Raw genomic sequence first — 19,513 nt, forward strand, 5'->3', positions numbered from 1 at the left:
CTACGTATTGCTAAGGTTAAACGTAACTTGGTTTGTTCCCTAACAGCACCTCCCGGCTACGCCGGGTAACCCCCGGCCTTCGGCCAGGGGGCTCGGGCCGTTGGCCCTTCGCGGGTGCGTACGGTGAACTCCCGCGCTTCGCGCGGGAGTTGCGCGGGGCCTTCGGCCCTCGCGGGGTGGGTGGGGGCGGGGGCGTCCGGGCTGGCGCCCGGACGTGGTGGGGTGCGGGTGGGTCAACTCCTCCGCTGCGCTGCGGAGTTGACTGGTGCCCGGCTTCGCCGGGTGGCACGGGCTGGCGCCCGTGCTGGGGGATGGCGGGCGCTGCGCGCCCTTGGCGGGGCGTGGTCCAACTCCTCCGCTGCGCTGTGGAGTTGGTGGGTTGGTTGTGTTGGTTTGCAGTTATGTTGGTTGGGGTGGGGTTTTCGGGGCTTGAGGTTGGTTACTTTGTGTGATGTGTGAGGGGGTGTTGGGTTGATCTTGTTGGGGAGCGCTTCGCGCTCTGGATCGTGGGGCGGTGACTGGGGGTCGGGTGGGTGGGGTGAGGGGGTGTCATGTTCCTTGGTTTGGGCGGGGTGTGGGGCGGGGCTGCGGTCGGGGGTGCCTGGGTTCTGGGGTGATGTCATATGGGCTCGTTGGACAGTTAGTTGAGTTGCCCTCACTCCTGGGTGGGTGTGGCCGGCCGGGGTGGGCGCGGCGGCGGGAGGAGGTGCAGCGGCTGCGTGCTGCGGGTGAGCTGCTGGACACCAAGGACGTGGTGCTCGGCTGCGGGCGGAGCTGGCGGCGCGAGGCTGGGATCGGGAGTGGGGCGAGGCGCCCGAGGAGGCATGGGATCAGGGGCGGTGGCCCGGCTCGCGGGACGGCGGGCATCCCGACCGGGTGTCGGCCCGGCTGGACGAGGCGCTCGTGCGCCAGTCGTGGCGGCCTGCTGGCACACCTCCCGCGAGGCGATCGCGGCGCTGTGGGCCTGGCGCGACGCCCACCCCGGCATCGTCCCACCGCGGCGCCGGCCGAAGGCGATGAGCCCACAGGGCCGCTGGCCGAGTACGAGCGGCTCGCCGCGCAGGTCACCACGACAGGCGCCATCTACCGGGCCGGCCTGACCCGCGGCATCGCCGCCGCCCAATCCCTCGCCCCCACCCCCTGAGCGTCCGGCCACCCGGGGGACACCACACCGCCCCACACGGCCGAGCCGGCCACCTTCGGCCGGCCGGATACCCACCGCCCACTGCCACCGGGTCGGCGGCGCCCACCGAACTCGCCACCTGAGCCCACGGATTCCGGGCGACGGTGCGCCGGCGGGCGAGCGCACCATCGGCCGGCGCCGGCCTGGCCTGGGTAACCGTGGGAGGCACTGTCTACCCAGGCCGAACCTCAGATCCACCTGCAGTTCGTAGGCGCGAGGGCGCAGCGGAACCTCCGAAAGCACGGCAGGCCACAAGGGGCCGGGCGGCGGCCGCGCGGGGCTAGTCGAAGTCGCTCATGCGGTGCGGCACGAACGGCACGGCCGTCGGGTTCTCCGGACGGATCTGCGTCGGCTCCCGGACTCCACCAGCAGCTCGCGTGTAGTCAGCGCCACCGGCCCCGGCGAGCGATCTCCGTCAGCAGCTCGCTCGCGGTCAGCTCCCGGGGCGCCGCTTCGTCCTTCACGGCCTGGAGCACGCGGTCGGCGGCCGCCGCCAGGTCCTGCATCTCGTCACGGATGACGACAACCGGCTTCGACGGAGAGGGCAGTTGCTCCACGAGAATTCCCTTCGGATCGGACGTACTACTGCTGGTCGATGCTGGCGCCGGCCTGGACCGTACGGACCATGCCGCCCATCTGAACACACCGGCAGCTCCCGCCTTTCGACGCGCCGGCGGCAGCCGAGCGTAACCCCGCCCCAGCACGCTCGTTGAACAGATACGGGGACCCCTGAGCTCACCCCGGGCCGGCTCAGCCGACGAGGATGCCCACGAAGCACCGGCCAGAACCCGGCGCGCGCCCGCCACAACCCCAACACCCGTACACCCGCCTCGCCCTGGGCCGCCACAGCCGCGGCGAGGACCTCGTCGACCACAGGCAGTACGTGCCCGCCGACCGGCACCGGCCAAGCAGACCATGGCGGCCGGCGCCCGGCGCGCGCCGGGCGCCGGCCGGGACGGGCACAGCAGGGGGCTGTCAGGACTCGCTGGTAACGTCCGGCCGGGGACGTGTATCGGTCAGGCCCAGCTACTCGGATCCGCGCCGAGCGCCAGGGCGTGGGCCATGACTCCGTCCTCGTGCCCGACGAAGACCACGTCTGCGTGTTCCTCGAGCAGGACGTCGCAAGGGTCTCCCTGCGTGCCTCCCCGCTTCACCACGACCGTCAGGGTCACGTACTCGTCCTCGTGTGGCACTGCTTCTCCTGTCTCTGCGACGTGCGGGCGGGGCGGGGCGACTGGAGGAACGGCGGCTACCACCAGACGTGGACGAGGTACTCGCCACCGCCGATGACACCGCTGCACACGAGGTCGTTCATCACCGAAGCCAGGTGGGGCTCGGGACCACCCGCGCGCCACGCGGCAATCTCCTCGGCTTCCTCCGGGTCCAGGGGCTCTGCCCACGCCTCGACGCGGTGGTACGAGCCATTGGACACACCGAGCGCCCCAATCACGTTGTACTGCAAGCCGTAGTGACGGCGAATGAGGCACTCAAGGTCTGCGAGTTCAACCTGGCGGTACGTGACGGATTTCAACGGCAAGCTCATATATGGGCCCTTCCGTGACAGTTCGCGAGGCGGACGGCGGCCAGTTGGACCGCCGGAACGCCGAGGTGCGCTGGAGCTTGTGCTGGAGGCGGTAGTCGTTGACCACCGGACCGGCTGCGTCCCGCAGCCCGCGGCGGCCGGGGCCATGCCTACCGGAGGGGGCGGGGACGGGAGCGAGAGTCGAACACCACCCACCCCGTGCCGTGCACACGCCGGATGACACCACCGAGGGTGGCGATCTGGCCCGTACCCGAGCCCACACCCAAGGCGTCGATGCGGTCCAGCATCGCGGCCGCCTGCTCGGCAAGCTCACGAGCCTGCTTCTGAAGCTCATCGAACTCTTCGGCGGTGCCGTTGAACATGATCATGCGGCTCTCCTCGTTCGTGGGGCGATCTACGGCGGCCGGGGCAGTGGTGGTGTCACCCCCCGTCTCATTCATTAGTTTACTCATATTTGCGCTTTAAGGCAAACTTTAGGCGTCACGCAGGTTCGAGGGGGCGCGCCGCACGACATGGCCGGAGCGTCCGGCCGGCCGGACGCCCACCCTCACCAGACCGGCGGCATCCACCGAACCCGGCACCTGAGCCCACGGAGTCCGGCCGACGGCGCACCGCTGGCCGACCCCGGCCCGACCGGCGTAGCCACGGGAGGCCCACCCACCCAGGCCGAACCTCAGATCCACCTGCACTTCGCAGGCGCGGGGGCGCAGCGGAACCTCCGAAAGCACGGCATCCCCAGGAAAGGAATCCGGCAGCTCCCGCCCTTCGACGGCACCGGCCGCCACCCGCACGACGCCGGAATCTCGCCCGCGCCGGCCGGACACCGCGCCGTACCCGGCCGAGGACCGCACGCGCCCGCCGGCGCCCGCGCGTAACCCTGCCCCCGCACGCTCGTTGAACGGATACGGGTTTCCCTGATCTCGCCCCGGGCCGGCTCACTCGACGAGGAGGACACTCACAGCACCAGACCGCCACCCGCAGCAGCCGGCGCACCGCGGCGACGCGCGGCGGCCGGGGCCGGCCCGGCCGGCAACCGGGCGGTGACCCGGCCTTCGGCCAGGGCGCGGCAGGAAGGCTGCCGGCTGCGGAGAGCGGGGCGCAGCAGGCGGCGGCGCGCACGGGGAACCGGCCCGCTGGGGCCCTGCGGGCGGCCGGGAGACCTGCCGGCGGGCCGGGACAGTCTTCTCTCGTTTCTGGCATCTGACCTGGGAAAGCGTTGCGATGTCGAAGTTCACGTCGGCCTGTGCGGCCGCGGCCGGCAGCTCGCGCCGGGGGCCCTCGCCCTGCCACGATCAGAGCTCCACCGGGCCCGCCGGCCCACCGCAACTCCCGTACGGAGGCGCCACCATGCCCACTCCCCCGCCCGCCCCCAAGTCCGCCGCGCCGTCGCCGGCCGCCGCCACCGCCCCGAACTCGCCGGCCGCCCGCGGGCGCCTGGGCGCGGCCGAGGCCGCCATCGTCATCACCGCCATCACCGCGGTGACCGTCCTCGCCGTCCTGGAGCGCCCCGTCCCCGCCCTCCTGACCACCCTCGCCGCCGGCACCCTCCTGGTGCTGCTGCCCGGCCGCGCCGGCGGCCGGCTGCTCGCCGTCCTCCACGCGCTCACCAGTCCCCGCCCGTGAACCGCACACCCGACCGCACCACCCGCTCCCGCCCCGGCGCCGAACCGGCCGAACTCGCCACCCTCCGCGGCTGGCTGCGCGCGGCGAAGGGGAACCTGACCTTCTACAGCCTCGCCCGGCGCGCCCGGGGCGACGGCCGGCCGGACTACACGGTCTCCGAGTGCACCCTGCGCCAGGCCCTCGACGGCCGGCTCCCCACCCTGCGCACCATCCTGGCCTTCGCCCGCGGCGCCGGCGCCGACCAGAAGAAGGCCGAGCGGCTCTGGAGGAGAGCCGACCGCGCCGTCAACCCGCCGCCGCGCCGGCCCGCCCCGCACGTACCCGGCTCCTTCACCACCCCGGCCGGACTCGTCCGCGCCATGAACCGCGTGCGCACCACCGCCCCCCACACCAGCCTGCGGGCCCTCGCCGACCAGGCCGGGCCCGCCCTCACCCGCAGCACCCTCCACCGCATCCTCACTGGCCAGCAGATACCCACCGCCGGCCAGCTCGCCGCGTTCGCCGCCGCCTGCGACGCCGGCGAGGCGGCCACCGCCGCGCTCCTGGCCGGCCACCACCGGATACTCAACGGCCCGCCGCTGCCGATGCCCTACTACGGATGCGCCTACGCCGAGGTCGCCGAAGAACGGCGCCTGCGCGACGAAACCGCGCGGCCCTGGCTCGCCGAGCCCGAACGCGACTGGTACGACCAGCAGCTGCACGACGAACGGGAAGCCGACCACCAGCGCCAGATCGACGAAGCCGAGGCCCTCCTCGACGAGCTCGAGGCCGAACCCCACCCAGCCCCCGCCGGGCCCAGCCCCGCCGACAGCAGCCTGCGCGCCGAACTCGCGGCGATCGCACGGGCCCAGCCCGTCTACGACACGCGGATCGGCCGGCCCCCGGCGCCGGCCGGGCCCAACCCGGAGCAGTCCTTAAATCCCCGGCCCGATGCCAGCGGCGCAGCGCCCGGGACGGGGCCCGGCCGGCAGCCGGCGTGAGCCGGACTCGGGCCAGGAGTACGGCGGCCGGTCACCGGCGGGACGGCCGGGCGCAGCGGGCGGCGGACGCGAACGGACGGCGAACCGGCGGCAGGCCGACGGGGCGCAGGAGCGGACGGGTCTGGCCGGCTACCGGGCGCTGATGGTGGCCGACCAGCCGCTGCGGCTGAAGTGGCAGGCGCCGTCCGGGTCGACGCGTACCGCTGCCCCCGCGATGGGCAGGTCGCCGTCGATGACGAGCCAGGTGCGGATGCTGTCCAGCTCGTCCCACAGCCAGCGCGGGCCGCCCTGATGGACGGTGGGCACATCCCGGGCACCGGCGGCCGTGGCCCGGGCCCAGGAGCCGTCCGGGTGCAGCATGTAGGCGGTGCGGGAGCCGTCCTTGGCCGCCTCCATGCGGTGCTCGATGCCGGGGACGGTCAGCTCCAGGGTGGAGCGCACGTCCCAGGTGCCGGCCACCCGCATCACGGAACATCAACACGTCTGGCGATACGGGCAGTTCGGCCGACCAGAGCCGGCCGCGGAAGTCAGCCGGATGCCGTCCGGGCGGCATCGACTTCGCCCGCGTCGATGAGGGCCTCGCGCAGTCGTGTGACGGCGTCGGTGTGCGGGTGGTCGGGTACGGCCTGGGCGGCCTGGAGCAGGGCCCGGGCGGGGCGCAGGACGTCCCGGGCCTCCCACAGGCCCGCGGGTTGGGCGACGAGGGCGGCGGTGAGCAGGAGTGCGTCCCGGTCGGTGGGGTGTGCGCAGGCGCGCCAGGCGGCGGTGGCCGGATCGTGGGGTGTGGTGTGTTCGGCGGCGGCGCGGGCCAGGGGGAGCCAAGTTAGGTCGTCGAGGGCGAGGTCGGCGAAGTAGCCGGCGCCGGCGAGCGCGCCGGGCGGCAGGTCGGCGGTGAGGGCGGCCCGCCACACGGTGGTCACCGCGGTGAGTTCGCCGGCGGTGGCCGGCCGTGCGGGGGGCCGGGTGAAGCGGAAGGTGCGGGAGTAGAGGTCTGCGCGGTGCGGTTGCAGGCGCCAGGCCATGACCTGCAGAAGCCAGGAGGCGGCGTCCGGGCCGCCGGGGCCGGCCGCGATCCGGGCCAGCACGTCGGCCGGGTCGCCCAGGAGGTGCGGGTCCTCGGTCAGGGCGTGGGCCAGGTGCTCGGCCGGGCCGCCGGCGCCGGGGCGCAGCGAGTGGAGCACGGCGGTGCGGTCGAGCGAGGCGAGCAGCTGCGGGTCGGCGCGGCCGGTGTCCAGCCACGCGGCGGCCGGGGTGGGGCCGCCGTTCAGGGTGGTGAGCGCGGCGTGGTGGCGGGCGGTGAAGTCGGGGGCGCAGATGCGCAGGGGCATCAACCGGGCGCCGAAGAGGGCGGCCACGGCCGGGGCGGTGGCGCCGGCGGTGAGGATGTCCCCGAGGAAGTCCCAGACGTCGCCGGGCAGCGGCGCGCCGGGCCGGATCGCCGCGGTCAGCGCGCAGTTGAGGAGGCACTCCAGCGCCCGGACCGCGCTCTGCGGCGCCGGCGGCCGGGCGGCGGACGGCCGGGAGCCGGGCCGGCTTGCGGGGGCCGGGCGGTCCGCGGGCGGGGTCGCGGCGATGGGAGCTGCGGGGTGGGCCAGGGGCTCGGCCAGGGCACGGAGGCGGTCCAGGGCCGCGGGCAGCAGGGCTCCGAGGCCGGTCGGTCCGGCCGGGCGGGTCCACGCCGCGGCGAGCAGGCCGAACAGGGCCGCCTGCGCGAAGTGTTCCAGCGACTGGGCCGGCGCCGGCCCGGGCCCAGGCTCGGGCTCGGGTGTGTGCAGGTGGACGAGGTTGCGGCCCGGCAGGGCGCCGATTTGGTCCGCGGCCTCCTGGACGGCGACGAGGTAGAAGGCGCGCAGGACAGGTGCTTCGAGCGCGTCGAGGACCGCGGGGACGTCTGCGGTCCAGGCGGCCGGGTCGGCGGCCACCAGGCGGCTGACGATGTAGGCGTGGTCCTCCGCGCCGGCGTCCCGGGCCGTGGCCAGGGCTCGGGCGGCGGCCGGCGGGCCCTGGCCGGCGGCGAGTTCCAGCAGGCCGGTGCCGTCGGGGTCGGTGGGGGCCGGGGCCGGCAGCGGGCGGGCGGCGGTGCGCGGGTCGGGCGGGCCGGCGGGGGTGAGGCGGCGCATCCCCTCCAGCAGCGGGGCGAAGGCGGTGCGCAGGCGCGCGGGCAGGACCGGGGACCAGTCCCACACCCGCAGCCAGGCCGCGGGCGCGACGTCCTCGCCCCAGACCGCGGCGACGTCCCCGGCGGCGGGCGGCGGGCCAAGCAGCGGTGCGGCCGCGGCGTCCAGGGCGGCGGTGGCCCGGGAGGTGCACGAGCGCCACACCGCGGCGGCGAGGCGGGCCGGCTCAGGGTGCGGGGGGCCGGCCAGCAGGCGCGGCATCAGCCCGTACGCCAGCTCATGCCACCGCACCACCTCCGGCTCCGGCCGGGGCGCGGCCGCCGGCGCCTCATGCGCGCCGGCCGGGGCCTCATGCAGGTCGTCATGCGGGTCGTCATGCAGGCAGCGGGTGGGGACGCCGGCGGCCAGGTGCGCGGCCCAGATCCGGTCGGCGAGCCACCCGTCGGCGGCCGCGGCCTTGTGCCACTGCGCGGTCCGCTCGTCCAGGCCGACGCCGGCGGCCGCGTCCGCGTTGGCCAGGTCCAGGACGGCACGCGCCAGCATCGGCCCGCCGAACACGCCCGGGGCGCCGGGGCAGATCCGGTCCAGGTCCTCGTGGAAGACGCTCCGGCGGACGGCCGGCGCGGTGAGCTCCACATCCCGCACCAAAAGGGAGGCGGCCACCGCGCGGATCATGCGCACCGACCGGTGTGGTGCGGCGGCGGGCCCGCCCGGGTGGGCGGCGGCGACCAGCGCCTGGAGGAGGCGCCCGGCCAGGTCCTGCGGCATCCGCGCAATGTCCGCACGCACCGCGGCGGACCAGTGGGCCGGGTCGCCGTCGAAGAGCGGGCGCCGGCCGGCTGCGGGCCGGGCCGCGGCCGCGCGGGCGCCGGCCTCCGCGGCCCGCAGCCGGCCGGCCGCTTCGTGCTCGGCGTCGACCGCGGCCAGCAGGAGCCGTTCGGCCACCAGGATCCAGTCGCGGTCCCGGCCGGCGAGCGGCACCGCGCACGCCCACTCGGCCGCCAGGCGCAGCACCCGGCTCCGGACCAGGACCGCCCCCTCCCCCACCCCGGTGCCGGCCCCGGTGCCGGCGGCGGCGTGCTCGTCGAGGACGGTGCGCACCAGCGCCGGCCCCATCAGCGCGGCATCACCGGCGGCCAGGTCCACCAGCGCGACCAGCGCGGCCGGGCCCCCGGCGGCAACGGTCAGGGCGTGCTCGGCCAGCCACGCGCCGGCCGTGGCGGGGGCGGCGACGGCCAGGTGTTCCAGGAACCCCGCGGCCGGCCATCGGCCGCCGGCCGCCGGGTCGGGGCGCAGCAGATGCGGAGCGTGCTCCTGGAGCAGGGGCAGCCAGGCCGCGGCCGGCCGGGAGCGGAAGAAGAACGCGGTCGCGCGCGGGTCCGCCCACCGGGCCACCTCCCGTACGTGACCGGGGCCCGGGCGCTCCAGCGCGGTCAGTTCAAGGACCCGCGCGGCGCGGCCGGGCAGCGGCACCAGCAACTCCCGCGCCGCGTCGAGGACCTCGGCGTACAGGCGGGCCGCACGGCCCGGGGCGGCGGCCCGGCCGTGCGGCGGCCGCGTCCCGGTCCGGCCGGGCGCACCGGCGCCGGCGAGCAGGTCAGGACGTCGTCGGGCATCAAGCCGGCCCGGCCAGCACAGCCGACGGCCGGGACGGCGCCAGCGGGGCAGGTGAGGTCAGCGCCGGTGCGCCACACCACGCTCAGCACGTCGAACAGCACCCGGACGGCGCCTCGTTCTATGCAAAGTAGAAATACCCAGCGGCGGCGGACCCCCTTGGCCGGCCGCGTCGCGCTCGCGCGGGCCGGAGGTGGTCGGGTCCGGGTCGAGTCGGAGGAACAGACGGTGGATTACGGCGGGGGCGGGCGGTGTGCGGTGCCCACGGCGTACGCCCGGCGGTGAGCGGCGGGTCGAGAGGGAGAAGTCGCCTGCCCTTCCGGCCGCCGGGAGCGTGCGGCGCTCCCGGCGGCCGGAAGGGGCGCGGGGGTCAGACCGTGGGGGTGTGCGCGGCGAGGGGCTCCGGGAGGTCCTTGGTGTACAGGCCCTCCAGGCCGGAGGGCGCGATCAGGCCCCAGGTGAAGGTGTCGGTGTCGGCGTAGAACCAGCCGCGCAGGCGGCTGGGGGCGTCGTGGGTGCGGATGACGCCTACCCCGTAGACCTCAAGAGTCCCGTCGGCGAGGCCGTCCTGCTGCTCCTTGGTGAGGTGGCCGACGGCGTAGAACTTATCGAATTCCTCGTCGGCGACGACTGCGAGGACGGGGCTGAAGTCGTCTTCGCCGCCGTCGTACACGCTGTTCATGCGCTCGCGGGCGAGAGCGGCCAGTGCTTCCGTGCGGGTGGGGCAGGTGGTCTCGTAGAGGACGCCGTCCTTGTGGCGGGGTTCCTCGTCCCTGTCGTACGTCCAGACCTCGACCTGGTGGTGGGCGTGGAGGCCGATGCCGTTGTGGCGCATGCGCAGGAAGCCGAAGGGCTTGCCGTCGACGACGACGGGGTGGCGCTCGGTGCAGAACTCGCAGGTGATGCCGACGTGGCGCAGGAAGCGCTGGAGGCGGGGGAAGCGCGCGAAGCGGGTGCCGCAGTTGCAGCAGGTGAACACCTTCCAGCTGGTGGGGTCGGCCGCCGAGTCGTGGTTGCAGCGGGGGCACGCGTAGGTCGCGCCGGTCTGCCAGTTGATCACGGTGTTGCCCATGGTCTTCCTCCTCTACTCGGGGGTTCCCCCGCCGTATTGTCTATTGAGACTGTACATGAATCACGGACCGATGTACAGTCTTAATAGACAACGCGATTCGCCCGCCTCTCCCGGGAGTACGACATGAACCCCAGCACCCGCCCGGCCGTCTGGCGCTTCGCCGACCGCGACACCGTCCGCACCGCCGACGGCACGACCTGGCACCGGGGACTGCGCCGGCCCCGCTCCTGGGCCGCCCTCGGCAGTGACCTGCCCGAGCGCGACGACGAGGCGGTGCGCGCGCTGCTCGGCATCGACCCGCACGCCGTCTTCGCCCCCGCCGGGCCTGACGCCTACACGGCGCTGCCCGGCCACGTGCTGGATACGCCGCAGGCCCTGGCGCTGCTCGACGTCCGCCCCGCCACCGGCGCGACGCTCTACCGGCACTCGCTCGACCGCACCGGGGCCTTCCTCGGGAGCAACCCGGGCAGGCGCAGCACCCCGGTGCCGGGCCTGCGTCCCGCCGACGTCCGCACGTCCCTGCGGGGTACGGCGGCGCGGCACAGCCGCGCCCGGATCACCTTCGACCGCGCCCACGGCCGCCTCCACGCCCGGTACGCGATCGGCAGCACCCTGCACACCCATACCTACGCCCTGACCGCCCCCTGACCCCTGGGCCCAGGGCGGGCGGACTCGGGCCGCTCTCGCCCCTCTGTCTATTAAGACTTGCACTCGCGCCGCACTGGATGTACAGTCTTAATAGACAACAGGGCGGGCCGGAAGGCACGCGGACGTAAGGAGCGGCGCATGACGAACGACCTTGAGATCCTCGACGGCATCCTCAACGCACCCCTCCCCCCGTGCGACCTCGGGTACTACGGCTGCGAGGGCACGGCCGTCGAGCGCATCCCGCACCCGACCGGAGAGGCGCTGGGCGAGAAGGACTGGCCCGACGTCTGGGTCTGCGGGGGGAACTGCGAGCGGAACGCGGAACGCGACTCGTAGCCCCCGGCCCGGCGACACCGCCGGGCCCCCAGCACCCGCACCCGCACCCCGTCCTCAAGGAGAACCCTCATGCACCTGAGCTTCGCGGCCATGGCCCTGTACCTGTCGATGCACGACACCGGCGCCCTCGTCACGCCGTACGAGGTGCAGCAGATCCGCGCCGAGGCCGTGGCCCGCTGGGGGTACGACGGACTGCGCGCGGAGTGCGTCAAGCGGGCGCTGTTCTGCGCCGCCGCCGAGCCGGACGCCCACAGCGACCGGGGCGAATGGGCCCAGTCAGCCGCCGCGTTCGTCGAGGAGCCCTACGAGACGCCCTGAACGCCCGTACGAGGACCCGCCCGCCATCACCCAGGAAGAAGGACCCGACCATGGCCACCGCCTCCTACTCCAGCGTCCGGTACCACCTCGGCAAGGTCTTCGACCTGAGCCGGACGGCCACCGGCCGCCGCTCGGGCCAGCGCTGGTCCGAAGGCGCCCAGGTCCGCACCTCGCACACGCACGGCGTGATCGTCGACTACCTGGAGAGCCACGCCGCATGGGGCTCGGACGGCTCGCTCCGGAAGAAGAAGCTCGACGCCGTCCGCGAGCACCTGGAGCAGCGCTTCACCGTGCGGGACCACCCCGCCCAGGACGGACGCCTCATCGTCTCCGGCCCCGCGCCCGCAGGCGGCACACCGAAGTGACGCCTCCCGCCGGGGCCCCGGGCACCCGGCTCCGCGCCGGACCGCCGTCATACCCTCGGCCGTGATTGCTATAAGAGACAGGATGGCATTGAGCATGAGCACACCCGACCAGCCGGACATCGACCTGGCCCGCCGCCAGGAGCCCCTGAGCCTGACCGACATCGGCCGGGCGTTCGGGCTCTCCTCACGCAGCACCGTGTACCGGTGGCACAAGCCGCCGCGCCAGAGCGCGATGAACGGCAAGCCGCCCGCCACCAAGCCCGCGCTGCACGCCGTGGCCGAGGCCCTCGGCACCCCCCTGGACCCGGCCCTGGCGGCCAGTACCCGGCCGCGCTTCCCGGTCGACGTCGTCCTCGCCCTGGGCAAGGCACTGGGCTACCTCGACGCCGACGGGCGCATCGTCGAAGAGCTCCGCGCCAAGGGACGCGGGCGCTGGCTCCCCGCCGCCCCCACCACCGACCCCGCCACCAGGAACCGGCGCGTCTACACCAACCACCTCGCCACCGCCCTCGGCGTCACCAACGAGAACATCGAACGGGGCCTGACCCGGGGCACGCTCACCGCACCGGACGGCACCGACGAACTCGACCGCAACTTCTGGTGGACCCCGACCGCCAACACCATCCTCATCGACCACGCCCAGCGACGGAACCAGAAGCCGGACACCACGAAGTTCTTCTGACCCCCCCGCGAACCCCACACCGGACGAGGAGCCATCACGGACAACGACAACCGCTACCAGGCCAAGGTCACCGGCCTGGACGCAGGCACATGGACGTCCCGGCCCTTCAACAACCCCTACCTGGCCGCCGGGCACCTGGGCGCGGAACTCACCGCGGCCGGCTACGACGCAGAGAAGGGCTGGGCGATCCGCCTCGCCGAGATCCAGCACCACAACCGCCGCTACGAGGTACTGGAGACGCACAGCACCCCCTGACCGGCGCACCGGGCCCGAGCGCCCGACTCCTCGGCGAGGCGAGCGGCGAAGACCGCGTTGCCGACGTACGGGGCGACGGCGACCAGGGGCCGCAGCCCGGCCGGATCGAGTGCTTCGGCCTCCCACTGCACAGGATTGTCCGCATCGAGCCGGGACCTGCGGGCGACCACCCAGCCCGCCTTCCCCCAGGCCCACAGGCGCAACGGCGAAGGAGGATTCGGGCTCGCAACACCTTCCGGGCGCACCGCGGGCTGCGGGCGCAGCAGCCCGGCTGGGCGCCGGCCGTCCGTCCAGGGTGTCTCGGGTGCCGGCCTCCGGCCGTACGGCGCCTGTCACGCCCGCCGACGTCGAAAAGCACAGGTCACCAGGGGGACACCACGGGGTGACACCGAGCAGGCCCGACGAGGTTCTGTGGGCCCGTTCTGGATGCGGCTGGACGGAAATGGACACTTCTGGACGCCGGCGGGGGCCGGGTGCCGCGGGGCCGGCGCCGCGGGCGGGTCACGACGGGCGGGACGGCCCGGGGCGATCAGGTGGTCAGGCGTAGGGGTGGGGCGGTGCGGCGGGCGAAGGCCCTCACGCCGGGCAGGTCCGGCCGGCGGGCGGCGACGTCGGCGGTCAGCGCGCGTACCGAGGGACGGCGTGCCTCCTGCGGCGCGGCCCGTTCCACCCGCTGCAGCTGGTCGAACGCGGCCGGCACGTCACCGGCGGCCAGGAGCGCGCGGGCCGTGTCGGTGGCCGCGCGGGCCCGGCGCTCCGGCGTGGGCAGTACGGCGGGATCCAGGCGCACCGCGTACGCGAGGGCCTTGTCGACGTCGCCGAGCTCCCGGTGGATCCCGACCCGGTACAAGACGCACTGCGCCGGCGACAGCTCGCCCGCGGGCACCCGGGCCCCGGCCACGGCGTGGGTGAGGCGCGCCGTGCTCTGCTCGGCCCGGTCGGCGAACTCCCCCGCCATGGACGGCATACGGGCCTGCGCGGCGGTGTAGGCGGCGGACAGGGCCACCATCCCCGACACGTCCAGCACGGCCAGGCCCGGCCGGCGGACGGCGTCCAGCTGGTCGTGGGCCTGCGCCAGGAGCTGCAGGGCCTGGCCGGCGCGGCCCGTACGGCGCAGCGGCGTGGCGGCTGCCCGTGCCGCGGCCGCGAGGAACACCGGGTCGCCCGACCGGGCGGCCGCCGCTGCGGCCCGAGCCGCGAACGCGCCCGCCTCCTCCAGGGCGGCGTTCTTGACCGCCAGCTGGGAAGCGAGCACCCACACCCGCGCGGCGTGGCCAGCGCCACCCGGTCCCGTTTCCTCGGCCTCGTCCGCGCGGGCCCGCCGTCCCGCTCCACGGCCGGCGCCCGCGTGCCGCCCGCGGCTCCTGGCCGCGGACGGCGTAGTACCGGGCGAGGCCGGCGCCGGGACCGGCCGTGGCGGGCGACGGCGCAGCGCGGGCTGGAGGCGCCGGCTCCCGGAGCGCGGGCGAGCAGTGGCTGTTACGGGCGGGCGACGGCAGAGTGGAGGCCGCGGGAACGCGGCCCGGGGCGGACGCGGGATGGGCCGGGGCGACCGGCCGAAGACGACGCGGTGCTGCGCGGGCGGGTTCAGGGGCGCCCGCCGAGAGTGGGCAGGCCGAGGTGGCCCGCACGCTTCGGCCGCGGCGGGCGGCACGGCCGTCCTTGAGGAGTTGGCGGGCCCGCGCGCGCCACGCCTGCGCCTCCTCGGGGCGGCCGGCCTCACGGTGCAGCGCGGCGACGCGCAGCATGGCGGCGCGGGTCCGGGCGGCCAGGACGTCGGCCACGGGCGCCAGGGGGCCCTGCACCTGGATCGCGCCCAGGGCGCCCCGCAGGCACAGCACGAGCCGGCCGTCCGGCTCGTGCTCGGCGAGGTCGCGCACGTAGACCCGGGCCCGGCTCAGGCTCAGGCTCCCCGGTACGGCGGGCGCCGGCCCGGGGCGAGCGTGCCGGGGCCGGGGCTCGTCAGTACGTGCTGGACGGCGCCTGCGATGAGGAGCAGGCGCGTTCCAGTTCGGCGACCAGGTTCGCTCCGGTATCGCGGACAGCGGTGAGGGCGTGCCAGACGGCGTCGGCCACCGTGCGCTTGGGCAGCGAGGGCAGGTAGAAGGCGACTTCCTCGACCAGCGAACAGAGGCGCGGCCCGCAGTCGGGCAGATCGAGTGTGATCAGGGCCTCGTGCGCGTTCAACGGCCAGATGGCCAGCGGCTGCGCCCAGACGACGCCCGCGTTGTGGGCCATGCTGAGGAGACCATCAATGTCGTGCCAGTCGAACTCCGGCCCCTCGTCGTGCGGGTCGGCATCGGGGTCCCATTCGGCGAGCGTGTCCAGCAGCCATCCAACGTGAGGCATGGTCCTCCAAGGGGTGAGGGAAACGTGCGGGAGGCAGGATGTCGGCGGGCGAAGGCGGCGACGCCGGCGGGCGGCGACGCCGGCGGGCGGCGACCTCGGCCGTTCGGCCGGTGCGGCGCAGCGGGGTCGTGGCCGTGCGGGCCGCTGTGGCGGGCACCGCCGGGTCGCCGGAGCGACGGGCCTCATCCCGGCGCTCTCTCGCGTAGGCGTAGGCGGCCCCGGTGCGGCCGCGAGCGGTCCCCGCTGTATGTCAGCCGGCCGTGGTGGTACGCGGTGCCGGGGGGTTGGCGCTCACAAACTGGAGGAACCAGTCGGGGACCTGTCCCCGACTGGCGTGGTGGTGCGTCCAGATCTCCCGGACGGGCAGGCGACCGAGGCCCTCGTCGGGCAGGACCACATGGCCGGTCACCTCGATGCTGTTCCATCGGGGCGTGGCGTCGCCGTTCTGGAACCAGCGGACGCGCAGCCTGACGGGTCGGACGGTCTCGCCGTCCTCGACGGTGAAGTCCGGACCGCACTGCCCCTGCCATAGCCGCTCGTACGTACGCTGCGGCAGCTTCGCCGTCATCGCGTCGTCGTACTGCACCACCTCGTCGAACCGCTCCACACGCAGCGAAGGCGTGAACTGGGCGAGTACGGAAGGCTGGTCGGTCGGTTGCTGCATGTGCTGCTTCCTTGTCTATGACGAGGCGGTCGGCCGCCCGGCGGGTACCGCTGGCGGGGCCGGAAACGATGTCTTGGCCGTCAGGCCACCTCCCCCGTCCCCATTACTCACGCGGGAGACAGGAACGTAGGCGGTTACGTGGGTCCATCCCCGCTCTACGGCAAGGGCGGTCCGGTGTGCGCCGTCGCGCAGGCCCTCACCGGGCAGGACCACCACCGGCGGCACTTCGTGCCCGCCGGCGTCGAGCCCAGCTTCCAGGGGCGTAAACCGGTCTTCGGCATCGTTGGCTTCCAGCTCCTCCCGCGCGTAAAGGAGGCCGATCTCGTCGATCGGCACTCTCGCCCGGGTCAGTTCGGCGCCGAGGTCGTCGTCCCCGTACAAGTCGAATCCGATGAGGTCGGCGGCCTCGCCGAGGGTGAGTGTCGTCCGCCAGGCTGCGCCCCACGTTGGCAGCTCAGCGGCGTGGATGGTCTTCACACGTCGCCCCCTTCTGGTGTGGTGTCTACGCGGAGCATCTGCTCGGTACGCGGTGTGGGGCCGCGCGGGTCGCCTATCCGTCCCGACGGGGCCGGGCCACCACTCGTGGGGAAGCGGTGAGTTGAGTGTTCCTGCGAGGCGGCGCGTTCGCGCTGTCGAGGCCGGAGTGCCAAGCGAGCGCGCGTGTGGTGCGCGTTGGTGCGTACCCTCGGCGGGATTCGAACCCGCGGTCTCCCCCTTGAGAGGGGGCGAGATTAGCCGGACTACTCCACAAGGGCGTGGTTTCCCGCCGTCGGCCGGGGACCGGATCAGATGGGGCCCGCGAACGGGCTTGCTCGTCACCTTCCCCGGCCGGGGCGGGGCCGCCGTCGGCTCCTCCCCGGGAGCCTTCGGCGACGCGTGCCAGCGGACCGGATCCGCCGGGGGAAGCATCACCTTCCCGCTGACACGTCGTGAACTCTGCGGGTACTGCTCCCGCTCTTCCCCCACACGGGGGCGTGCTGCTGACACCACGAGTCCCAGAGGGCGCGCTTTCCCTCCTTCAACCCGCACCGGGGATCAACCGGGCAGGTTCGCTCTGTGTGCTGGTACGCGCCCTCTCAACGGGGACGTCGCCTCTGGAGGGGCGCACACCAACACATCGCGATCCGAGGGGATTTGAACCCCTGCCTTCCCCCACACGGGAGACGCTCTACCGGGCTGAGCTACGGACCTGCCAGACGGAAGCGAATCGGCCGCTCCCCACCGTCTGACGAAGGAAGGGGTCGATCGCCCCCTTCCGACATTCAAAAGAATATCCCACAACCGCGCCTCACGTCAAATCTTAATTGTCATCGGGGCGGACTCTGCGCCTCGCGGTTCGACAACGCCGCGGGCGGGGCCGACTGACGGGCGGCAGGGTGGCGGCGGGGGCGTTGCGGGTGGAGTCGCACGAGGTGGCCCGGCTCCGGCGCGGCATGACCCGGTCAGCCCCCGACCCTGCTCGACCCTGCGACGTCTGTGTCTTCCCCGGCGGCCGGGCTGGTCCCGCCGCCACCAGGTCAGCAGCGTACGGCGGCCGGCTCAGGGGTGCCGGCCGAGGGTGGGCAGTCCGGCCGAGGCGGCCCGCACGCTCCGGCCGCGGCGAGCGGCCCGGCCGTCCTTCAGGATCCCGCGGGCCCGCCCCCGCCACACCTGCGCATCCTCGACGCGGCCGGCCTCGCGGTGCACCGCGGCGACGCGCAGCACAGCGGCGCGGGCCCGGGCTGCCAGGAGCTCGGCGACGGGAGCCAGGGGGCCTTCGACCCGTACGGCCCCGGCAGCGCCTCGCAGGCACAGCACCAGGCGCCGCTCCGGCTCGGCGGCGCCGAAGTCCTGCACGTACACCCGGGCCCGGCTGCGGCCGGTGGCGATCTCAGCGAGACGCTCCAACTCCGGCCACGTACAGGGCAGCAGGACATCCTCCAGCACCGTGCGCGGAGCCGGCCGCCACGACGCCGCCCGCGGGCCGCAGTCTCCGCGGCGTACCCGTACGCCGATCACCGGCCAGGGCGCGCCGGTCAGCGCCGGATGCCGCAACTCGTCCTGACCCACCTGTTCCTCCGTACCGGTCGGGGTCGCCTCACCGCAGTATCACCGCCCGGCCCGCCCAGCGGCCGGGGTGACGAACACCCGCCAGCCAGAGGGCGGAAGCAGGGTGTTGCCCGCTCCCCCGCAACACCCGGCCAGCCAACGGCGTCAACACGGGCCGGCGTCAACCGCGCACCGCGAGCGCGGGGCACTCGGACCACATCGCCGGCAGGTCGGCAACGGCACGGGCCGAGCGGCCGGCGGGAGGCCCTGGGACCGGAGCTCTCAGACGGCAGCAGCCGGGCGGGGAGCAACACCGCACGGTCACCGCGGCGTTGCCGGGCATGGAGCAGCACACCAAGCAGGCCGCCGCGGGCATGGCGGCGCACACCCTCGTCGAGCCGCCTCCGCCGCGGCCCTGTGCCGTGCGAGTGAATCCCACGCGTCACATCGCATGGGGGCGCTACCGTGGGCAGCGCCCCTCTCCATGTGGGAGGCATGCCGAAGCCCCTTCCGCGCGGCCGCGCCGCGCCGGTCGATGGGTGGAGGAGGGGTCCGGCAGCGCCATCCCGGCCAAGGGAAGAGGGCGCTGCCGGACCGTTTCATGAGGTCAGGAGACCCAGCGCCCCTGAGCTTGGCTGTCAGGGCGGCAATACCGCGGAGGTGTTCGTGCAGCTCCAGCACTTCGTCCCTGCTCAGTCAGACCAGATCTGCGAACAACACGGGCCGGGGCGGGCGGCAATCAGCTCCAGCAGACGGGGCGCCGCGGCCGGCGCCGGCCGCCGGCGTCGAGGGCGGGGTGGGCCGCCGCGGGTCGCCTAGGAAGTCCGCGTCAGCCAGCAGGCGTGGGCAGGTTCTCGGCGGTGCCGGGCGCAGGCATGCGAACGGCCCCGGGGCGTACCCGGGGCCGTGGTGTGCTCCTACGAGGATTCGAACCTCGATCTCCGGATCCGTAGTCCGGTGTCCTCTCCGTTGAACGACAGGAGCCAGCACGCGCGTTGCGCGGTAATGCGTACCCTCGGCGGATTCGAACTCGCGGTCTCCCCGCTGAGAACGGGGTGAGATGAGCCGGACTACTCCACGAGGGCATGTCCTGCCTCGGTCGGGGACCGGATCAGGTAGGGCCCGCGAAGGGCTTGCCCATCACCTTCCCCTACCCGAGGCAGGTCCGCCGTTGGCTCCTCCCCAGGAGCCGCAGGCGAAGCGTGCCAGCAGGCCCGGTTCCGGGAAGCATCACCTTCCCGCTAGCACGTCGTGAACGGACGGGACTCGAACCCGTATCCAGCCCCGCAGGGCTGCTCTGACCATTGAGCTACCGTCCCAGAGGGAGCGTCCTCCCCCCTTCAACCTGACCGGGGATCAATCAGCCAGGCCCGAACAACGTGCCGGTGCGTGCCCTCTCAACGGGGACTGCGCCTCTGGAGGGGCACACACCAACACTTCGCGACCCGGAGGGAGTCGAACCCCCAGCCCGGGTACCCCCCGGGCCAGCTCCACAGCTGCGAGCCTGCCTGACGGCACAGACCGGCCGATCCCTCCCGTCAGGCGCCAACGGGATCGATCGCCCCCGTTGACATACACAACTCTACTCACATCAAGGCTTGAAGTCAAATCTTAAGCGCCACATCGATGGAGGGCGGCGGGGACCGGACTGACCGGGAAGACACCGGGCGGCACACGACGAGCAGACGCCGGGGCAGCCCAGCGGCGGGCGGGCGCAGGCATGACCGCCAGCGCCC

21 protein-coding genes and 5 tRNA genes are annotated in these 19,513 nt (G+C 74.3%); 8 read left to right on the forward strand and 18 right to left on the reverse strand.

The features are described from left to right. Nucleotides 1–958 precede the first annotated feature (958 nt). Nucleotides 959–1,144 carry a hypothetical protein gene (locus ABR737_RS43600; RefSeq protein ID WP_350257194.1) on the forward strand — a complete coding sequence of 62 codons (186 nt, stop codon included), beginning with the start codon at nucleotides 959–961 and terminating at the stop codon, nucleotides 1,142–1,144. A gap of 422 nt (nucleotides 1,145–1,566) precedes the next feature. Here ABR737_RS43600 and ABR737_RS43605 read toward each other — a convergent pair whose 3' ends face one another. The 4 genes from ABR737_RS43605 to ABR737_RS43620 all read right to left on the reverse strand — a co-directional run bounded on the left by ABR737_RS43605 (nucleotide 1,567) and on the right by ABR737_RS43620 (nucleotide 3,094). After that, a complete protein-coding gene (locus ABR737_RS43605) occupies nucleotides 1,567–1,740 on the reverse strand; it encodes a hypothetical protein (RefSeq protein WP_350257195.1) in 174 nt (57 codons plus the stop codon). 459 nt (nucleotides 1,741–2,199) lie between these two features. After that, the gene (locus ABR737_RS43610; protein WP_350257196.1) at nucleotides 2,200–2,376 is read right to left on the reverse strand and encodes a hypothetical protein; all 177 of its coding nucleotides are present in this window, start codon (nucleotides 2,374–2,376) and stop codon (nucleotides 2,200–2,202) included. 56 nt (nucleotides 2,377–2,432) lie between these two features. Next, a complete protein-coding gene (locus ABR737_RS43615; protein WP_350257197.1) occupies nucleotides 2,433–2,726 on the reverse strand; it encodes a hypothetical protein in 294 nt (97 codons plus the stop codon). A 149-nt stretch (nucleotides 2,727–2,875) separates the two neighbouring features. Further along, the gene (locus ABR737_RS43620) at nucleotides 2,876–3,094 is read right to left on the reverse strand and encodes a hypothetical protein (protein WP_350257198.1); all 219 of its coding nucleotides are present in this window, start codon (nucleotides 3,092–3,094) and stop codon (nucleotides 2,876–2,878) included. A 979-nt stretch (nucleotides 3,095–4,073) separates the two neighbouring features. Here ABR737_RS43620 and ABR737_RS43625 point away from each other — a divergent pair. Continuing rightward, nucleotides 4,074–4,349 (forward strand): hypothetical protein, encoded by a 276-nt coding sequence (locus tag ABR737_RS43625; protein ID WP_350257199.1) that lies wholly within the window; start codon nucleotides 4,074–4,076, stop codon nucleotides 4,347–4,349. After that, nucleotides 4,346–5,329 (forward strand): helix-turn-helix domain-containing protein, encoded by a 984-nt coding sequence (locus tag ABR737_RS43630; protein ID WP_350257200.1) that lies wholly within the window; start codon nucleotides 4,346–4,348, stop codon nucleotides 5,327–5,329. The genes ABR737_RS43625 and ABR737_RS43630 overlap by 4 nt, the downstream gene beginning before the upstream one ends. Before the next feature lie 129 nt (nucleotides 5,330–5,458). Here ABR737_RS43630 and ABR737_RS43635 read toward each other — a convergent pair whose 3' ends face one another. The 3 genes from ABR737_RS43635 to ABR737_RS43645 all read right to left on the reverse strand — a co-directional run bounded on the left by ABR737_RS43635 (nucleotide 5,459) and on the right by ABR737_RS43645 (nucleotide 10,132). Then, nucleotides 5,459–5,788, reverse strand: a complete 330-nt coding sequence (locus ABR737_RS43635; RefSeq protein WP_350257201.1) for a methyltransferase domain-containing protein — start codon at nucleotides 5,786–5,788, stop codon at nucleotides 5,459–5,461. A gap of 68 nt (nucleotides 5,789–5,856) precedes the next feature. Beyond that, entirely contained in the window at nucleotides 5,857–8,919 is a 3,063-nt protein-coding gene (locus ABR737_RS43640; RefSeq protein WP_350257202.1) for a hypothetical protein, read from the reverse strand. A 511-nt stretch (nucleotides 8,920–9,430) separates the two neighbouring features. Then, on the reverse strand, nucleotides 9,431–10,132 hold the full coding sequence (locus ABR737_RS43645; protein ID WP_350248381.1) for a hypothetical protein: 702 nt from the start codon (nucleotides 10,130–10,132) through the stop codon (nucleotides 9,431–9,433). Between the two features lie 123 nt (nucleotides 10,133–10,255). Between ABR737_RS43645 and ABR737_RS43650 the strand changes: the two genes are divergently transcribed. The 5 genes from ABR737_RS43650 (at nucleotide 10,256) to ABR737_RS43670 (ending at nucleotide 12,481) form a co-directional block, all read left to right on the forward strand. Then, entirely contained in the window at nucleotides 10,256–10,780 is a 525-nt protein-coding gene (locus ABR737_RS43650; RefSeq protein ID WP_350257203.1) for a hypothetical protein, read from the forward strand. A gap of 138 nt (nucleotides 10,781–10,918) precedes the next feature. Further along, nucleotides 10,919–11,116 carry a hypothetical protein gene (locus tag ABR737_RS43655; RefSeq protein ID WP_350257204.1) on the forward strand — a complete coding sequence of 66 codons (198 nt, stop codon included), beginning with the start codon at nucleotides 10,919–10,921 and terminating at the stop codon, nucleotides 11,114–11,116. Between the two features lie 69 nt (nucleotides 11,117–11,185). Further along, nucleotides 11,186–11,434 carry a hypothetical protein gene (locus ABR737_RS43660; protein ID WP_350248379.1) on the forward strand — a complete coding sequence of 83 codons (249 nt, stop codon included), beginning with the start codon at nucleotides 11,186–11,188 and terminating at the stop codon, nucleotides 11,432–11,434. A 50-nt stretch (nucleotides 11,435–11,484) separates the two neighbouring features. Continuing rightward, entirely contained in the window at nucleotides 11,485–11,799 is a 315-nt protein-coding gene (locus tag ABR737_RS43665) for a hypothetical protein (RefSeq protein ID WP_350248378.1), read from the forward strand. Between the two features lie 94 nt (nucleotides 11,800–11,893). Continuing rightward, nucleotides 11,894–12,481 carry a hypothetical protein gene (locus tag ABR737_RS43670; RefSeq protein WP_350248377.1) on the forward strand — a complete coding sequence of 196 codons (588 nt, stop codon included), beginning with the start codon at nucleotides 11,894–11,896 and terminating at the stop codon, nucleotides 12,479–12,481. 221 nt (nucleotides 12,482–12,702) lie between these two features. Here the strand turns inward: ABR737_RS43670 and ABR737_RS43675 are convergent, their stop codons facing one another. The 11 genes from ABR737_RS43675 to ABR737_RS43725 all read right to left on the reverse strand — a co-directional run bounded on the left by ABR737_RS43675 (nucleotide 12,703) and on the right by ABR737_RS43725 (nucleotide 19,096). Further along, complete coding sequence (locus ABR737_RS43675; RefSeq protein ID WP_350248376.1) at nucleotides 12,703–12,906, reverse strand: hypothetical protein; 204 nt, start codon at nucleotides 12,904–12,906, stop codon at nucleotides 12,703–12,705. 359 nt (nucleotides 12,907–13,265) lie between these two features. Beyond that, entirely contained in the window at nucleotides 13,266–13,991 is a 726-nt protein-coding gene (locus ABR737_RS43680; RefSeq protein ID WP_350248375.1) for a transcriptional regulator, read from the reverse strand. A gap of 707 nt (nucleotides 13,992–14,698) precedes the next feature. Next, the gene (locus tag ABR737_RS43685; protein WP_350248040.1) at nucleotides 14,699–15,085 is read right to left on the reverse strand and encodes a hypothetical protein; all 387 of its coding nucleotides are present in this window, start codon (nucleotides 15,083–15,085) and stop codon (nucleotides 14,699–14,701) included. Nucleotides 15,086–15,335: 250 nt separating this feature from the next. After that, entirely contained in the window at nucleotides 15,336–15,749 is a 414-nt protein-coding gene (locus ABR737_RS43690) for a hypothetical protein (RefSeq protein ID WP_350248042.1), read from the reverse strand. 15 nt (nucleotides 15,750–15,764) lie between these two features. Further along, nucleotides 15,765–16,226: a hypothetical protein gene (locus tag ABR737_RS43695; protein WP_350248043.1), complete on the reverse strand. Its 462-nt coding sequence runs from the start codon at nucleotides 16,224–16,226 to the stop codon at nucleotides 15,765–15,767. 203 nt (nucleotides 16,227–16,429) lie between these two features. Then, nucleotides 16,430–16,504 (reverse strand) — tRNA-OTHER (locus tag ABR737_RS43700). A gap of 363 nt (nucleotides 16,505–16,867) precedes the next feature. Next, nucleotides 16,868–16,942 (reverse strand) — tRNA-His (locus tag ABR737_RS43705). A 346-nt stretch (nucleotides 16,943–17,288) separates the two neighbouring features. Beyond that, nucleotides 17,289–17,798, reverse strand: coding sequence for a hypothetical protein (locus ABR737_RS43710; protein ID WP_350248044.1), 510 nt, complete (start codon nucleotides 17,796–17,798; stop codon nucleotides 17,289–17,291). Between the two features lie 891 nt (nucleotides 17,799–18,689). Further along, nucleotides 18,690–18,761, reverse strand: a tRNA-Arg gene (locus ABR737_RS43715). 26 nt (nucleotides 18,762–18,787) lie between these two features. Then, nucleotides 18,788–18,862, reverse strand: a tRNA-Glu gene (locus ABR737_RS43720). A gap of 165 nt (nucleotides 18,863–19,027) precedes the next feature. After that, nucleotides 19,028–19,096 (reverse strand) — tRNA-OTHER (locus ABR737_RS43725). Between the last annotated feature and the right edge of the window lie 417 nt (nucleotides 19,097–19,513).

The sequence above is a fragment of the Streptomyces sp. Edi2 genome (assembly GCF_040253635.1).
In the GTDB taxonomy this organism is placed as follows: domain Bacteria; phylum Actinomycetota; class Actinomycetes; order Streptomycetales; family Streptomycetaceae; genus Streptomyces.

Excerpts from the sequence above, each read along its gene's own strand:
- ABR737_RS43615 (WP_350257197.1), bottom strand. The coding sequence starts at position 2,726 with ATGAGCTTGCCGTTGAAATCCGTCACGTACCGCCAGGTTGAACTCGCA.
- ABR737_RS43620 (WP_350257198.1), bottom strand. The coding sequence starts at position 3,094 with ATGATCATGTTCAACGGCACCGCCGAAGAGTTCGATGAGCTTCAGAAG.
- ABR737_RS43625 (WP_350257199.1), top strand. The coding sequence starts at position 4,074 with ATGCCCACTCCCCCGCCCGCCCCCAAGTCCGCCGCGCCGTCGCCGGCC.
- ABR737_RS43645 (WP_350248381.1), bottom strand. The coding sequence starts at position 10,132 with ATGGGCAACACCGTGATCAACTGGCAGACCGGCGCGACCTACGCGTGC.
- ABR737_RS43650 (WP_350257203.1), top strand. The coding sequence starts at position 10,256 with ATGAACCCCAGCACCCGCCCGGCCGTCTGGCGCTTCGCCGACCGCGAC.
- ABR737_RS43655 (WP_350257204.1), top strand. The coding sequence starts at position 10,919 with ATGACGAACGACCTTGAGATCCTCGACGGCATCCTCAACGCACCCCTC.
- ABR737_RS43660 (WP_350248379.1), top strand. The coding sequence starts at position 11,186 with ATGCACCTGAGCTTCGCGGCCATGGCCCTGTACCTGTCGATGCACGAC.
- ABR737_RS43665 (WP_350248378.1), top strand. The coding sequence starts at position 11,485 with ATGGCCACCGCCTCCTACTCCAGCGTCCGGTACCACCTCGGCAAGGTC.
- ABR737_RS43670 (WP_350248377.1), top strand. The coding sequence starts at position 11,894 with ATGAGCACACCCGACCAGCCGGACATCGACCTGGCCCGCCGCCAGGAG.
- ABR737_RS43685 (WP_350248040.1), bottom strand. The coding sequence starts at position 15,085 with ATGCCTCACGTTGGATGGCTGCTGGACACGCTCGCCGAATGGGACCCC.
- ABR737_RS43690 (WP_350248042.1), bottom strand. The coding sequence starts at position 15,749 with ATGCAGCAACCGACCGACCAGCCTTCCGTACTCGCCCAGTTCACGCCT.